14 protein-coding genes are annotated in these 14,385 nt (G+C 66.0%); 7 read left to right on the plus strand and 7 right to left on the minus strand.

The features are described from left to right. Nucleotides 1-11 precede the first annotated feature (11 nt). Nucleotides 12-320 carry an ElaB/YgaM/YqjD family protein gene (locus CEJ42_RS15780; RefSeq protein WP_079217878.1) on the minus strand — a complete coding sequence of 103 codons (309 nt, stop codon included), beginning with the start codon at nucleotides 318-320 and terminating at the stop codon, nucleotides 12-14. A gap of 208 nt (nucleotides 321-528) precedes the next feature. After that, nucleotides 529-1,614: a gamma-glutamyl-gamma-aminobutyrate hydrolase family protein gene (locus tag CEJ42_RS15785; RefSeq protein WP_079217877.1), complete on the minus strand. Its 1,086-nt coding sequence runs from the start codon at nucleotides 1,612-1,614 to the stop codon at nucleotides 529-531. Nucleotides 1,615-1,938: 324 nt separating this feature from the next. Between CEJ42_RS15785 and kefF the strand changes: the two genes are divergently transcribed. Then, nucleotides 1,939-2,475: a glutathione-regulated potassium-efflux system oxidoreductase KefF gene (kefF, locus tag CEJ42_RS15790; RefSeq protein ID WP_079217876.1), complete on the plus strand. Its 537-nt coding sequence runs from the start codon at nucleotides 1,939-1,941 to the stop codon at nucleotides 2,473-2,475. Nucleotides 2,476-2,521: 46 nt separating this feature from the next. Further along, nucleotides 2,522-4,366 (plus strand): glutathione-regulated potassium-efflux system protein KefC, encoded by a 1,845-nt coding sequence (gene kefC / locus CEJ42_RS15795; RefSeq protein ID WP_079217875.1) that lies wholly within the window; start codon nucleotides 2,522-2,524, stop codon nucleotides 4,364-4,366. Between the two features lie 158 nt (nucleotides 4,367-4,524). On the opposite strand, the gene CEJ42_RS15800 is transcribed toward kefC, so the two are convergent. From CEJ42_RS15800 to CEJ42_RS15820, 5 genes are all read right to left on the minus strand, one after another. Then, nucleotides 4,525-6,003 (minus strand): DegQ family serine endoprotease, encoded by a 1,479-nt coding sequence (locus CEJ42_RS15800; protein ID WP_088751869.1) that lies wholly within the window; start codon nucleotides 6,001-6,003, stop codon nucleotides 4,525-4,527. Between the two features lie 233 nt (nucleotides 6,004-6,236). After that, on the minus strand, nucleotides 6,237-7,565 hold the full coding sequence (locus CEJ42_RS15805; protein ID WP_088751728.1) for an ATP-binding protein: 1,329 nt from the start codon (nucleotides 7,563-7,565) through the stop codon (nucleotides 6,237-6,239). Then, nucleotides 7,562-8,218 carry a response regulator gene (locus CEJ42_RS15810; RefSeq protein WP_088751729.1) on the minus strand — a complete coding sequence of 219 codons (657 nt, stop codon included), beginning with the start codon at nucleotides 8,216-8,218 and terminating at the stop codon, nucleotides 7,562-7,564. Before CEJ42_RS15810 ends, CEJ42_RS15805 begins: the two co-directional genes overlap by 4 nt. Nucleotides 8,219-8,230: 12 nt before the next feature. Next, complete coding sequence (locus CEJ42_RS15815; RefSeq protein ID WP_079217872.1) at nucleotides 8,231-8,425, minus strand: DUF2905 domain-containing protein; 195 nt, start codon at nucleotides 8,423-8,425, stop codon at nucleotides 8,231-8,233. 10 nt (nucleotides 8,426-8,435) lie between these two features. After that, the gene (locus CEJ42_RS15820) at nucleotides 8,436-9,596 is read right to left on the minus strand and encodes a class I SAM-dependent methyltransferase (protein WP_088751730.1); all 1,161 of its coding nucleotides are present in this window, start codon (nucleotides 9,594-9,596) and stop codon (nucleotides 8,436-8,438) included. A 22-nt stretch (nucleotides 9,597-9,618) separates the two neighbouring features. Here CEJ42_RS15820 and CEJ42_RS15825 point away from each other — a divergent pair, with 22 nt between their 5' ends. The 5 genes from CEJ42_RS15825 to galE all read left to right on the plus strand — a co-directional run bounded on the left by CEJ42_RS15825 (nucleotide 9,619) and on the right by galE (nucleotide 14,348). Further along, a complete protein-coding gene (locus CEJ42_RS15825) occupies nucleotides 9,619-10,398 on the plus strand; it encodes an SDR family oxidoreductase (protein ID WP_088751731.1) in 780 nt (259 codons plus the stop codon). A 17-nt stretch (nucleotides 10,399-10,415) separates the two neighbouring features. After that, nucleotides 10,416-10,811, plus strand: a complete 396-nt coding sequence (locus CEJ42_RS15830; protein WP_079217869.1) for a dihydroneopterin aldolase — start codon at nucleotides 10,416-10,418, stop codon at nucleotides 10,809-10,811. A gap of 25 nt (nucleotides 10,812-10,836) precedes the next feature. Next, nucleotides 10,837-11,808, plus strand: coding sequence for a tRNA 2-thiocytidine(32) synthetase TtcA (ttcA, locus tag CEJ42_RS15835; RefSeq protein WP_079217868.1), 972 nt, complete (start codon nucleotides 10,837-10,839; stop codon nucleotides 11,806-11,808). Between the two features lie 418 nt (nucleotides 11,809-12,226). Beyond that, nucleotides 12,227-13,303, plus strand: a complete 1,077-nt coding sequence (gene rfbG, locus CEJ42_RS15840; RefSeq protein ID WP_175354831.1) for a CDP-glucose 4,6-dehydratase — start codon at nucleotides 12,227-12,229, stop codon at nucleotides 13,301-13,303. A 34-nt stretch (nucleotides 13,304-13,337) separates the two neighbouring features. Then, the gene (galE, locus tag CEJ42_RS15845) at nucleotides 13,338-14,348 is read left to right on the plus strand and encodes a UDP-glucose 4-epimerase GalE (RefSeq protein WP_088751732.1); all 1,011 of its coding nucleotides are present in this window, start codon (nucleotides 13,338-13,340) and stop codon (nucleotides 14,346-14,348) included. The last annotated feature ends 37 nt before the right edge of the window (nucleotides 14,349-14,385 follow it).

Consider the following 14,385-nt stretch of genomic DNA (forward strand, 5'->3'; position numbering starts at 1 on the left):
CGGCGCGCCGCTTACTTGCTGCGACCGATGACCAGGCCGACCAGCAAGCCCAGGCCGGCGGAGATGGCGACGGCGCGCCACGGGTTTTCATGCACGTAGTCGTCGGTCTTGGCGGCGACTTCCTTGCCCTTTTCGATGGCGGCGGCCTGCGCGCTTTGCGCGGCTTCGGCGGCGGCCTCCAGCAGGGTCAGGCCCTTGGCGCGCAGTTCATCGGCCTTGTCGCCGGTGGCGGCGGCGGCTTCTGCAAACAATGCCTGGGCATCCTTGACGAGAGTCTTCATGTCGTTTCTGACGGTCTTGAGAGCGGCGGATTGGGGCATTCGGATTCTCCTTTTTATCCCGGTTAACGAAAAGACAAGAAACAGCTGGAGCCGTTGCCTGAAAAATCAAGCGCCGGCTCCAGCCGATTTTACAGAGGCCGCCGCTGGGCGGGTAAGCAAAGCGGGGCAATATTGCGGCAACGCAAAGAAAGTTCGATGGCCTGTTCCGCCATTAGTTTCCGTCAATTGCGTTGCGCGCAGGCCCTGGTCAGAAGCGCGTCTCGCGCGCGGCGCGCAGGAAGCTGTCCAGGATGGGCGTGCAGTCCAGCAGATCGGCGCCGCCGGCGCGGTGAAACTCCGGATGCCACTGCAGGCCCATCACGAACGGCGCCTTGCGATAGCGGATCGCCTCGACGATCTGGTCGGGACCGGACACCGCCTCGATCGACAGGTCGCGCCCGACATCGCGCACCGCCTGGTGGTGGATCGAGTTGACCATGGCGTTCTCGGTCTTCACCAGCGAGGCCAGCGAGGAGCCCTGCGGGAACTGCAGCGCGTGGTAATTGCTGTCGTACTGGTCGTTGACGTGCGGGATCGCGGTTGGCACATCGGTGGCGATATCCTGGTACAGCGTTCCGCCGAAGGCCACGTTGATCAGCTGGCAGCCGCGGCAGATGCCCAGCACCGGCTTGCCGGCCTCGATGAATTCATGCAGCAGCTCCAGCTCGTACATGTCGCGCACGCGGTCGCCGCTCCATTCGGGCCGGGTGGCGGCCTGCGCGTAGCTCTGCGGCGACACGTCGGCGCCGCCCTGCAGCACCAGGCCGTCCAGATGCTTGGCGTAGTCGCGCAGGCGGATGTTGCTGGGGTGGACCATGCCGTTGGTGTTGACCGTCGGAATCATGAACACCAGCACGTCGCGCGACATCACCCATTGCGCAATCGACTCTTCCAGGTATTGCAGGGTCTTGCTGCGCAAGCCCTTGGCGCCGGATTCCGGGTGGAAGATGCGCGCCGACACGCCGATCTTGAGCGTGCGCTGCATGACGCGGCGCCCGGCCTTGTCGGACAGGGCCCGCAGGCGCGCGGCGAAGAAGCGCCAGGTCTGCGCCCACGGCGCATCGCCCGCATGGTGCGGCGGCGGAGGCAAAGGGGAATGCGGAGGCGGTTGATGCTGCGCGGCCTGGGCCGCCGGTTGCGCGCCCGGACCAGGCTGCGGATTTTGGGGTGCCTGCGCGGCGGGCGGGGCCGCAGAGGCGGCGGTCGCGTCGGCGGCAGGGGCGGGAGCGCTGGCTGGCTTGGCCGGACCGGGCTCCCTGGGCAGGTTGGCTTCGGAATCTTGGATATCGGACATGGCTGCAATAAGGACGGAATGTGAATAAACTGCGGCGAGTGTCAATTGCTGCGGCCTCCATGCACCGAGGGCGCACGGCAGCCGCTGGGTCGGATGAGTATAAGCGCATTGCCCGGCTTTTGATACCCGCAGGAAAATCGGCGGGAAGGATACGGCGCGCCGGCGAACATCCCTAGCCCCGGCTTGTTTCATCCAAGCGGCGGCGGGCGCTTTCGTGGCACACTCCCCTTCCCTTTATTGGCAGACAGCAAACCGGCCGCGCATGTTCCGGCATTTTTCCGTCCTGCCCCACGACAACAAGCGCTTCACCGCCACGACGACCCGATGCCCAAGGTACTCATCCTCTACGCCCATCCTGCCGCCGAGCTCTCGCGCGCCAACAAGCTGATGATCGAAGCCGCAGCCAGGCTGCCCGGCGTGGTGGTCAACGATCTCTACGAACGCTACCCGGACTTCATCATCGACGTCGCGCGCGAGCAGGCGCTGCTGGAAGAAGCCGACCTGGTGGTGATGCAGCACCCCATCCACTGGTACAGCATGCCCGCCCTGCAGAAGGAATGGGTAGACCTGGTGCTGGCGCGCGGCTGGGCCTTCGGCCATGACGGCAACGCGTTGCGCGGCAAGGGCTTCTGGCTGGTCGCCTCCACCGGCGGCGAGCCGGAGGCCTATGCGCCGCAGGGCCGCCACGGCCATCCCTTCGCCGAGTTCCTGCCCCCCTACCAGCAGACCGCGCGCCTGTGCGGCATGCGCTGGATCGAGCCGCTGATCCTGCACGGCGCGCACCATGTGACGCCGGTCGATTTCCAGCGCCATGTCGAGCGCTACCTCGACCTGCTGCAGCGCTACCCCGGTCACGAATGACCCCGGCCCCCCCACCCGACGACGCCCATTACACAAAGACGCCATCATGGATGAACACCTTCTCATCGCCCTGGTCTACCTGCTCGCCGCGGTCGCGGCCGTGCCCATCGCCAAGCGCCTGGGACTGGGCGCCGTGCTGGGCTACCTGCTGGCGGGCATCGTCATCGGCCCATGGGGCCTGGGCCTGATCACCGAGGTCAAGCACATCCTCGAGTTCTCCGAATTCGGCGTGGTGCTGCTGCTGTTCCTGATCGGCCTGGAGCTCGATCCCAAGCGCCTGTGGGCGCTGCGCCGCTCCATCTTCGGCTGGGGCAGCGCCCAGGTGCTGGCGGTGACGGCCGCGCTGCTGGCCGCCGCCATCGTCGCCGGCGTGCCCTGGCGCATCGCGGTCATCGCCGCGCTCGGCATGTCGTTATCGTCCACCGCCATCGCGCTGGCCACGCTGGGCGAGCGCAAGCTCACCGCCACGCCGGCCGGATCGGCCGGCTTCGCGATCCTGCTGTTCCAGGACATCGCCGCCATCCCGATGATGGCCGCCGTGCCGCTCCTGGGCGTGGCCGCCAACCAGGGCAGCGGCCAGGGCTGGCTGCACGCGGGCCAGGTGGCGCTGGTGATCGCGCTGCTGATCTTCGGTGGCCGCGTGCTGATCCGACCGGTGCTGCGCATCATCGCCAAGACCGACATGCGCGAGATCTTCACCGCCTTCGCGCTGTTGCTGGTGATCGCGACCTGCCTGCTGATGCAGTCGGTCGGCATGTCGATGGCGCTGGGCACCTTCCTGGCCGGCGTGCTGCTGGCCGACTCCGAATACCGCCACGCGCTGGAAAGCGACATCGAGCCCTTCAAGGGATTGTTGCTGGGCCTGTTCTTCATCGCCGTGGGCATGTCGGTGGATTTCGGCGTGTTCCTCGCCCAGCCCTGGCGCATCCTCGGGCTGGTCGCCGGATTCCTGGCGATCAAGGCGTTCATGATGTGGCTGCTGGGACGCTGCTTCGGCATCCCGCGCGGCCAGCAGCTGTTCTTCGCCTTCCTGCTCTCGCAAGGCGGCGAGTTCGCCTTCATCGTCTTCGGCGCCGCGGTCACCGCCAAGGTGCTCACGCCGGAAGTCTCGTCGATCCTGGTGGTGGTGGTGGCCCTGTCGATGCTGGTCACGCCGCTGCTGCTGCTGGTGCACGACCGCCTGCTGGTGCGCTGGCTGGAAGGCGGCAACCGCCGCCCCGAAGACAGGATCGAGCCGCAGGACCATGAAGTGATCATCGCCGGCTTCGGCCGCTTCGGCCAGATCGTCGGCCGCCTGCTGATGGCCAACGGCATCGGCGCCACCGTGCTGGACCACGACCCGGACCAGATCGACTTCCTGCGCAAGTTCGGCTTCAAGGTGTTCTACGGCGACGCCACCCGCATCGACCTGCTGCGCACCGCGGGCGCGGCCAAGGCGCGCGTGCTGGTGATCGCCATCGACGACGCCCAGGCCACGCTGGACATGGTCGAGAAGGTGAAGGAGGAATTCCCGCACCTGCAGATCGCCGCCCGCGCGCGCAACGTCACGCACTATTACGACCTGCTGGACCGCGGCGTCACCGTGCTGGAGCGCGAGACCTTCGAGAGCGCGCTGCAAATGGGCCGCCAGGTGCTGCAGCAGCTGGACTTCGGCGCCTACCGCGCGCGCCAGGCGGCGATGAAGTTCCGCGCCCACAACCTCAAGACCCTGTTCGAGCTCTACCCGCATTACAAGGACCAGCAGCAGATGGTGTCGATGGCGGTGCAGGCGCGCGAGGAACTGCAGGCCATGTTCGCCGGCGACCGCGCGGCGATGGAGCGTGAACACAACCACGACCACTGGCGCGGCGAACCGGCGCCGCAGGACAAGCCGCCGGCGGGCCAGGGCTGATCGCGCCGCCCATAAAAAAGGCCGGACACGCTTGCGCATGCCCGGCCAGTCCCTCACTGCTTACCACGTACTACTCACACTACTGCTACTGCGCACTACCCCACTGACTGCTTGCTCATTGCTCACTGCTACTGCTACCGGTACTACCCACTGCAAAATCAGTTCAGCGTCAGCGGCACGAAGATCTTTTCGTCGCCGCGCTCCACCAGCAGCGCCACGCTCTTGCCGGCCTGGCCGGCCAGCTTGCGCAGCTGCTCCACCGACGACACCGGCGTGCCGTTGAGCGCCAGGATCACGTCGCCGCTCTGGATGCCCGCCACCGCCGCGGGGCCGTTGACGTCTTCCACCAGCAGGCCGTTCTGGCCGCCCAGCTGCTTTTGCTCATCCTTGTCCAGCGGACGCACCGCCAAGCCCAGGCGGCCCTGATTCTCGGCCTTGTTGGCCGGCGCATCGTTCTTGGCCTGCTTCATTTCGCCCACGGTCACGTTGATGGTGCGAACCTTACCGCCGCGCATCACCTCGACCGGCTTGGACGTGCCGGGCGCGGTATCGGCCACCAGCGTGGGCAGGTCCACCGAATGGTCGATCGCATGGCCGTTGAAGCTGAGGATCACGTCTCCGGCCTGCAGGCCCGCCTTGTCGGCCGGGCTGCCCTTCTCGACCGAGGACACCAACGCGCCCTGCGCATTCTTCAGTCCGAAGGATTCGGACAAGGCCTGGTTCAGGTCCTGCACCGACACGCCCAGCCGGCCGCGCGTCACCTTGCCGTGCTGCGCCAGCTGCTGCTCCACCTTCATCGCCACGTCGATCGGGATGGCGAACGACAGGCCCTGGTAACCGCCGGTCTGGCTGTAGATCTGGGAGTTGATGCCGATCACCTCGCCGCGCAGGTTGAACAGCGGCCCGCCCGAGTTGCCCGGGTTCACCGCGACGTCCGTCTGCAGGAAGGGCACGTAATTGTCGTCCGGCAGGCTGCGCGACTTGGCGCTGACGATGCCGGCGGTGGCGGTATTGTCGAAACCGTAGGGAGAGCCGATGGCCAGCACCGGTTCGCCGACCAGCACCCGCGACGGATCGCCGATCTGCACCGTCGGCAGGTTCTTGGCATCGATGCGGATCACGGCGATGTCGCTCTGCTTGTCCACGCCCAGCACCTTGGCCTTGAACTCGCGGCGATCGGTCAGCTTGACCACCACTTCCTGCGCGCCGTCGACCACGTGGGCGTTGGTCAGGATCAGGCCGTCCTGCGAGATGATGAAGCCGGAACCCAGGCCGTGCATCACGCGCGGCTGGCGCGGCATCTGCAGTTGCGGGCCGAAGCGCTTGAAGAACTGCGCCATCGGATCGTCAGAGTCGTCGTCATCGTCGTCGGCCACTTTCTTGGCACGGCCGGTGACGCTGATGTTCACCACCGCGGGGCCGGCGCGCTGCACGATGCCCGAGAAGTCGGTCGCTGCCGCGACCACCGGTCCGGCCGGGGCCGCGGGCGCGGCATTGGAGGCCACCAGCGGGGTGTTGATCGCGGCCGCATGCGCGGACGGCAGGTCGGCGCCGCGAAAATAGACGTAGCTGCCGCCGACGACGGCGGCGATCATCACAGCCAAGGTGTTGCGAACGAAGACGATGCGACGGCTCATCATGCACTCCTTTTCTTCTCAGAGAAATGTCGGTGGCAAAGCGGCCGGCCTGCTTGCGTGTGCCGGGGTGCTCTGCCGTTGGAGTGAAGATTAAGACGCGAAAATTAAGACAGACTTAAGGCAGGAAACAGAAGTGGAAGGCGCGAGTGACGCGGGGCTCCGGCCTTCGCGGGACGACAGATAGCGGGTAGTCAGACTTGCGGAAGCCCGATCCCCGGGCCGGGCGGCCAAGCCTATCCCGCCAGGGCAAAAACGACCCGCGCCTGCAAGCCGTTGCCGGTGTTCTTCAGCTCCACCGGCACCCGGTGCAGATCGGCGATCTGCTTGACGATGGCCAACCCCAGCCCACTGCCGAACGCGGCGCGGCCGGCGTTCTGCTCCTGCGGGCGACGGGCGCGATAGAAGCGGTCGAACACGCGCGGCATCTCGCTCTCGGCGATGCCGGGGCCGCTGTCCTGGATCACCACCGTGCAGCGACCGGCGATGGAGGTGTCGAAGGACACATCCACCACGCCGCCCGCCGGTGTGTAACGCAAAGCGTTGTCGACCAGGTTGTTGAACAGGATGCGCAAGGCGTCGACATTGCCGCTCACCTGCAGCGGCCGCGCGTCGTCGTCGCCGGACAGGCCGAGGTCGATGCCGCCGTGTTCGGCCACAGAAGACAGGTCGCCCACCACGCCGCCCAGCAGCTCGCGCAGGTCGACCGGGGAAAACTTCATGGCGTCCGGTTCCTGGCGCGCCAGCGTCAACAACTGGTGCACCAGATGAGTGGCGCGCTCCAGCCCGTTCTTCAGGTCGGCGAAAGCAGCGCGGCGTTCTTCCTCGTCGGTAGCGCGTTCGGCCAGCTGCGCCTGCAGCCGCAGCGCGGTCAGCGGCGTGCGCAGCTCGTGCGCGGCATCGGCGACGAAGGCGCGCTGCGCTTCGGTGGAATGCTTCAGGCGCGCCAGCAGGTCGTTCATCGCGTGGGTCAGCGGCTGGATCTCCTGCGGCATGCCGACGTCGGCCAGCGGCTGCAGCGAGTTCATGTCGCGCGCGCCGACCTCGGCCGCCGCGCGCCGCACCGGCGCCAGCCCGCGGCTCACCGCCAGCCACGCCAGCACGCCGATCAGCGGGAACAGCAGCAGCATCGGCGCCACCGTCTTGACCGCCATCTGCGCCGCGATCTCGTCGCGCGCGCTCTGCGGCTGCGCCACCTGCACCACGGTGTTGCCGATCTGCGCGCTGTAGACGCGCCACATGCCGTTGGGCCCGCGCACGTTGGCAAAGCCCAGTTCAGCCTGGCGCGGCATGGCGCTGCGCGCGTGCGAGTGATAGATGACGGTGCCGCGGCTGTCCCAGATCTGCATCATGATCTCGTCTTCCAGCTCCGGCAGCTGCTGGCCGGGCGAGATCGGCGAGAAGGCCTGGCGCGGCAGCGAGGCCGCGATCTGGCGCATCTGGTAGTCGAAGATCTGGTTGGCTTCGCCGCGCGCCTGGAAGTACAGCCCGGCGCCGGCGATCACGATGATGGTGAACAGGCCCAGGCCCAGCCACAGCAGCAGCTTGTTGCGCACCGAATTCATGCCGGCACCAGGTAGCCGACGCCGCGCACGTTCTTGATGAAGTCGCTGCCGACCTTCTTGCGCAAGGCGTGGATGTGGACTTCGACAGCGTTGCTCTCGATGCTGTCGTCCCAGCCGTAGAGCTTTTCTTCCAGCTGCGCGCGCGAGAGCACCACGCCGGGACGATCCATGAAAGCATGCAGCAAAGTGAATTCACGTGCCGACAGATTGACCGGTTTGCCAGCCACGGTGACTTCATGGGTGGCCGGGTTCAGGATCACTTCACGCACCTGCACCAGGCTGTCGGCGCGGCCGGACTGGCGGCGCAGCAGGGCGCGCATGCGGGCCGAGAGTTCTTCCAGGTCGAAGGGCTTGATCAGGTAATCGTCGGCGCCGGCATCGAGCCCGGCCACGCGGTCGGCCACGGCGTCGCGCGCGGTGGTGATCAGCACCGGGATGCCGTTGCCGCGCTCGCGCATGGTCCGGAGCACCGCCAGGCCGTCCTTCTGCGGCAACCCGAGGTCCAGCAGCAGCATGGCGTAGTCCTCGTTGCGCAGGGCGGCGTCGGCCGACTTGCCGTCCTGCACCCAGTCGATGGCGAAGCCGTCCTGGCGCAAACCCTTGCGCACCGCCTCGCCTACCATGGGATCGTCTTCCACCAGCAATATGCGCATAGTCGTCTTGCCCTAGAGAATCTTCGCCAGGAGGAACACCACCGTCGACAGCAGGATGGTGGAGGCGAACGGCAACGAGAAATTGCGGCCGAACAGGCGAAAACGCAAGTCCCCCGGCAGGCGGCCGATGCCCAGTTTTTCCAGCCACGGCAGCAGCGTGGAAAACACGATCACAGCCAGAAAGATGACCAGCACCCAACGTATCATGCGTGCGCCCTCACAGCCTGTGCGTGCGGTCGTGGCGCAGCATGCGCTGTGGCCACTCGACGTTCTTGCCGATGACCAGCACCTTGAACAGCTCGCCCATCTCGGCCGGCGAAATCAGCTTTTGCATGGCGTTGGCCTGCGGCAGGTATTGCAGGCTCGCCTCGGGCGAGGTGCGCAGCAGCAGTTCGCCAATGCCGGCGTTGAGCAGGAAGGCGCCCTGGCTGGTGTAGGCCATCACTTCCGCGCCCTCTTCCACCGCGGCGATCGCCATGGCGGTGAAGTCGACGTGGGCGGTGATGTCTTGCAGGCCCGGCCAGTAGAACGGATCGTCGTGGGCGTGATGACGGTAGTGGCACATCAGCGTGCCGGCCGAGCGATCGTGCAAATAATATTCGGCCGCCGGAAAACCGTAATCCGGCAGGATCGCCGCCGCCCCGGCTCCGCTTGCGACCATGCGCGCCAGCGTGCGCATGAAGCCGATGGCCACCGGCGCCAGTTCGGTCAGGTAGCCGTCCGGCAGCTCATCGGCGTCCGGAATCTGCGCCACCGGCAGGTCGGCCACCGCGCGATCCTCGAAGCGGAAGCTGCCGGCGGCATCCAGCGCCACACCGCGCTCCAGCCAGCCCTGCGCCGACTTCACGGCCAGGCGCACCGGCATCGCGTCCAGCACCTCGTTGCCGACCACCACGCCGGAGAATGTCTCGGGCAAGGCGTCCAGCCATTCGACCAGCGCGGCGAACTCGCCCAGGGTTTCCTGCTGGCGCGCGCGCAGCTGGGACGATATTTCCACGATGAAATATTTCTCGGGCAGCCGGCCGCGCGCCTTCAGTTCGGCGAGGATATCGAAGGCCAGTTTGCCGGTGCCAGCCCCGAATTCGAGGAAGACGTTGGCAAGCGATTCACTTTCACTGATCAGTTCTGTCGCCAAATGCGCCAAAGTCGCGCCAAACAGGGGCGAAATTTCCGGCGCGGTTGTAAAATCACCGTCTTTGCCCAATTTGGCCGAACCGCCGCTGTAATAGCCGACTTGCGGCGCATACAGCGCCAGCTCCATGTAACGTTCGAAGGAAATCCAGCCCCCCGCCGCGGCAATCTCGCCGGCGATCAGCTGTTTCAGGGAGTGCGAGGCGGCCTGTGCGTCGGCGCCCGGTTCAGGTAGTTGCAGTTGCATGGGCGCTATTGTATTTGAACTTATGGAATCCCTATCCTCCCCATCAAGCGCCGTCGGCGTGGCGCTGGTCACCGGCGGCGCACGGCGCATCGGTCGCCATATCGCCCTGGCCCTGGCGCGCGCCGGCTGGGATGTGGCCGTCCATTACAACCGCTCGCGCGACGAAGCCGACGAGGTCGTGCGCGAGATCCTGGCGCTGGGCCGCCGCGCGCTGGCGGTGCGGGCCGAGCTGGGCGACGAGAATGAAGTGCGCGGCCTGCTGGGCCAGGCGGCGCCGCTGGGCCGCGTGTCCTGCGTGGTCAACAACGCCTCGCTGTTCGACTTCGACGACGCCGCCAGCTTCGGCAACGCGCGCCTGCTGCGCCACATGAGCGCCAACGTCGGCGCGCCGGTGCTGCTGGCGCAGGCGCTGTTCGAGGCCACACCCGAGGGCGAGCAGGCGGTGGCGATCAACCTGCTGGACCAGAAACTGTACAATCCCAACCCCGACTACCTGTCGTACACGCTGTCCAAGGCCGCGCTGCACAGCGCCACCACGCTGCTGGCGCAGGCGCTGGCGCCGCGCGTGCGGGTGGTCGGCGTGGCGCCCGGCATCACCATGGTCTCGGGCGACCAGACCACCGAACAATTCGGCCGCGCGCACCAGGTCACCCCGTTGGGCAAGAGCAGCACGCCCGAGGACGTGGCCGCCGCGGTCTGCTACGTGGCTTCGGCCAGGGCCGTCACCGGCACCACGCTGCTGGTCGATGGCGGCCAGCATTTGCTTCCCCTTTCGCGCGACGTCATGTTCGTGGCGAAATAATTTTTTCCTTTTCTATCATGCTCTCCGTTTCCCATCCTTCCCTGCAAGATTGCCGCCGCCTGTTCCTGCGCAACTACGAGGTGTTCATCAACATCGGCGTGCACGAATTCGAAAAGAAGGGCGAGCAGCGCATCCTGGTCAACGTGGACCTGTACGTCCCGCTGGCCGAAACCACGCCCAAGGCCGACCAGCTCGACGAAGTGGTGGACTACGACTTCATCCGCTCCACCATCGCCCGCCGCATGGCCCAGGGCCACATCCACCTGCAGGAAACCCTGTGCGACGACGTGATGGCCGCCATGCTGGCGCACCCCAAGGTGCGCGCGGTGCGCGTGTCGACCGAGAAGCCGGACGTCTACCCGGACTGCGACTCGGTGGGCGTGGAAACCTTCCGCATCAAGAACGGCAACTGAGCCACTGAACCGAACGGGCAGCATCATGAACGACCGACTCCATCCCGAAGCCACCGCCGACACTCCCGTCGACCAGGCCGCCATCGACCTCAAGAAGGCCGAAAAGATCGCCTACGAGAACAACAAGCTGCACAAGCGCCTGTGCCGCCAGGTCGGCCAGGCCATCGGCGACTACAACATGATCGAGGACGGCGACAAGGTCATGGTCTGCCTGTCCGGCGGCAAGGACAGCTATGCCCTGCTGGACATCCTGCTGACCCTGCGCGAGCGCGCGCCGATCCACTTCGACATCGTGGCGGTCAACCTCGACCAGAAGCAGCCGAACTTCCCGGCCGACATCCTGCCGGCCTACCTGGACAAGCTCGGCGTGCCCTACCACATCGAAAACCAGGATACCTACAGCATCGTCAAGCGCGTGGTCCCGGAAGGCAAGACCACCTGCGCGCTGTGCTCGCGCCTGCGCCGCGGCATCCTCTACCGCGTGGCCGGCGAGCTGGGCGCCACCAAGGTCGCGCTGGGCCACCACCGCGACGACATCCTGGAAACCTTCTTCCTGAACATGTTCTTCGGCGCCAAGTTGAAGGGCATGCCGCCCAAGCTGCAGTCCGACGACGGCAAGCGCATCGTGATTCGTCCGCTGGCCTACGTGAAGGAAGCCGACCTGATCCGCTACGCCGACGTCAAGCAGTTCCCCATCATCCCGTGCGACCTGTGCGGCAGCCAGGAAAACCTGCAGCGCAAGCAGATCAAGGGCCTGATGCGCGAATGGGAAAAGAAATTCCCGGGACGGGTGGACAACATCTTCTCAGCGCTGTCGACGGTGGTGCCTTCGCACCTGATGGACCGCGAACTGTTCGGCTTCGCCGACCTCAAGGCCAGCGGCGAGGCCGACGCCAACGGCGACATCGCCTTCGACGAAGAGCCGTGCAGCACCGGCACGCCGGCCGCCGGCGGCGAATTCAACGCGCAGGTCATCTCCCTTTTCCCTGCGGACTGACGTCGTATCACTTCCGATACGACGCGCGCGCCGCGATACACTTCGTTTCACCTCATCCTTGCAAAGCCGCTCCAAGCGCGGCTTTGCGAGCGTCGCCCGGGATTGCGCGCGTACCCAAAAGTAAAGTTTTGTTGACGCAAGGCATATACCCGGGATTAGGCGACAAATACCCTCCTGATCCTCGCTTGAACGCCAAAAACCGCGTGTTCTAATCTGACCGTCGCAGTTGATGCCATGGAGCACTGCTGCGGGGGAAGAACAACCATAACCATGAAGTCGTGGTTTCGCAGGGAAACGTGGCCCCGACACGGAAAAGACAGGGAGGCCGGCAACGTGTTTTTCCGGTCATCGCGTGAAACATCGCATTCGCGCCTCTGCACTCGAACGACTCTCAGCAATACGTGTATGAGGCTGCCTGATGGCTAACTTTTGGCGCGACAAGCGCGTTTTCGTCACCGGACACACCGGCTTCAAGGGCAGCTGGCTGACCCTTTGGCTGCACCTGATGGGTGCCAAGGTCAGCGGTTATTCCCTGCCCGCGCCGACCAATCCCAGCCTGTTCCACCTGGCGCGCCTGCAGAATTGCGTGCAGACCACCACCGGCGACGTGCGCGACCCCAAGCATGTGGCCGAGACCATGGCCGCGGTCCAGCCCGATATCGTCTTCCACCTGGCGGCGCAGCCGCTGGTGCGCGACTCCTACGTCACCCCGCTGGACACCTACGCCACCAACGTGATGGGCACCGCGCATGTGCTCGAAGCCGTGCGCAACACGCCCAGCGTGCGCTCGGTCGTGGTGGTCACCAGCGACAAGTGCTACGAGAACCGCGAATGGCTGTGGGGCTACCGCGAGGACGACCCGATGGGCGGCCATGACCCCTACAGCAGCAGCAAGGGCGCGGCCGAACTGGTCACCTCCGCCTATCGTCGCTCCTTCTTCGCCAAGGATCCGGACAACACCGTGGGCATCGCCAGCGTGCGCGCCGGCAACGTCATCGGCGGCGGCGACTTCGCGGCCGACCGCCTGATCCCCGACTTCATCCGCGCGCTGGAGAAGGAAGAGCCGGTCAGCATCCGCAATCCGCACGCCGTGCGTCCCTGGCAATTCGTACTGGAGCCGCTGTCGGGCTACCTGCAGATCGGCCAGCTGCTGTTCGAACAGGGCGGCAAGTACGCCGAAGGCTGGAACTTCGGCCCGGCCGACACCGACCTGCAAACCGTCAGCCAGCTGTGCGCCACCTTCAACCACTCGCTGCAGAAGAACGATGTGGCGCCGGTGGAAGTGCGCCTGGAGCCGCAACCCAACGCGCCGCACGAGGCGGCCTTCCTGCGGCTGGACATCTCCAAGGCGCGCCAGCGCCTGGACTGGATCCCCAAGATGGAGCTCTATACCGCGCTGGAACTGACCGCCCAGTGGTACGCCGGCTACCTCAACAATGAGGACCTGCGCACGCTCTCCGAGAACCAGATCGCTTTCTACCAGAGTCTGACATAATCGCCCTGTCGCGAACTTCAGATCGGGAAGCACCATGAATATCCTCGTTACCGGCGGCGCCGGCTACATCGGCTCGCATACCTGCGTGGAACTGCTCAAGGCGGGCCACGAGGTCATCGTCTTCGACAATTTCTGCAACAGCAGCCCCGAGTCGGTGGCGCGCGTGCAAAAGATCGCCGGCAAGTCGCTGTCGCTGGTCAAGGGCGACATCCGCAACCGCGAACAGCTGGAAAGCGTGCTGCGCGAATTCAAATGCGAAGCGGTGATCCACTTCGCCGGCCTGAAGGCGGTAGGCGAATCGGTCGAGCAGCCGCTGATGTACTACGACAACAACGTGGTCGGCACCGTGCGCCTGCTGGAAGCGATGGAAGCCACGGGCGTGAAGACCATCGTCTTCTCCTCCTCGGCCACCGTCTACGGCGACCCGCAATACCTGCCCCTGAACGAAAGCCATCCGCTGTCGGCCAGCAATCCCTACGGCCGCAGCAAGATCGTCATCGAGGACATGCTGCGCGACTACTACCGCGCGCATCCGGACTGGAAGATCGTGCTGCTGCGCTACTTCAACCCGGTCGGCGCGCACGACAGCGGCCTGATCGGCGAAGACCCGGGCGGCATCCCCAACAACCTCATGCCTTACGTGGCCCAGGTCGCCGTCGGCCGGCGCGAGAAGCTCAGCATCTGGGGCGGCGACTATCCGACCCCGGACGGCACCGGCGTGCGCGACTTCATCCACGTGGTCGACCTGGCCAACGGCCACCTGGCCGCGCTGGAATCGCTGACCGAGCCGCAGTGCTTCGCCGTCAACCTGGGCACCGGCATCGGCTACAGCGTACTGGACGTGGTCAAGGCGTATGAAAAGGCGTCCGGCAAGCCGGTGCCCTACACCATCGCCGGCCGCCGTCCCGGCGACATCGCCTCCTGCTACGCCGATCCGGCCGAAGCCCGCCGCAAGCTGGGCTGGGAAGCCAAGCTCGGCCTGGACGCCATGTGCGCGGACTCGTGGCGTTGGCAGCAGATGAATCCAAACGGCTTCAAGGCTTGAGCGCCTCCCACGAAATCGAAAAACCCAGGAATAACAA

Origin of the sequence: Herbaspirillum robiniae, from assembly GCF_002213415.1 — a bacterium.
GTDB classification, from domain to species: Bacteria; Pseudomonadota; Gammaproteobacteria; order Burkholderiales; family Burkholderiaceae_D; genus Herbaspirillum; species Herbaspirillum robiniae.

Bases quoted from the DNA above. Each gene is read 5' to 3' on its own strand.
- CEJ42_RS15815 (WP_079217872.1), bottom strand. From the start codon at position 8,425: ATGATACGTTGGGTGCTGGTCATCTTTCTGGCTGTGATCGTGTTTTCC.
- ttcA (WP_079217868.1), top strand. From the start codon at position 10,837: ATGAACGACCGACTCCATCCCGAAGCCACCGCCGACACTCCCGTCGAC.
- kefC (WP_079217875.1), top strand. From the start codon at position 2,522: ATGGATGAACACCTTCTCATCGCCCTGGTCTACCTGCTCGCCGCGGTC.
- CEJ42_RS15830 (WP_079217869.1), top strand. From the start codon at position 10,416: ATGCTCTCCGTTTCCCATCCTTCCCTGCAAGATTGCCGCCGCCTGTTC.
- CEJ42_RS15825 (WP_088751731.1), top strand. From the start codon at position 9,619: ATGGAATCCCTATCCTCCCCATCAAGCGCCGTCGGCGTGGCGCTGGTC.
- kefF (WP_079217876.1), top strand. From the start codon at position 1,939: ATGCCCAAGGTACTCATCCTCTACGCCCATCCTGCCGCCGAGCTCTCG.
- CEJ42_RS15800 (WP_088751869.1), bottom strand. From the start codon at position 6,003: ATGAGCCGTCGCATCGTCTTCGTTCGCAACACCTTGGCTGTGATGATC.
- rfbG (WP_175354831.1), top strand. From the start codon at position 12,227: ATGGCTAACTTTTGGCGCGACAAGCGCGTTTTCGTCACCGGACACACC.
- CEJ42_RS15820 (WP_088751730.1), bottom strand. From the start codon at position 9,596: ATGCAACTGCAACTACCTGAACCGGGCGCCGACGCACAGGCCGCCTCG.
- CEJ42_RS15780 (WP_079217878.1), bottom strand. From the start codon at position 320: ATGCCCCAATCCGCCGCTCTCAAGACCGTCAGAAACGACATGAAGACT.
- CEJ42_RS15810 (WP_088751729.1), bottom strand. From the start codon at position 8,218: ATGCGCATATTGCTGGTGGAAGACGATCCCATGGTAGGCGAGGCGGTG.
- galE (WP_088751732.1), top strand. From the start codon at position 13,338: ATGAATATCCTCGTTACCGGCGGCGCCGGCTACATCGGCTCGCATACC.
- CEJ42_RS15805 (WP_088751728.1), bottom strand. From the start codon at position 7,565: ATGAATTCGGTGCGCAACAAGCTGCTGCTGTGGCTGGGCCTGGGCCTG.
- CEJ42_RS15785 (WP_079217877.1), bottom strand. From the start codon at position 1,614: ATGTCCGATATCCAAGATTCCGAAGCCAACCTGCCCAGGGAGCCCGGT.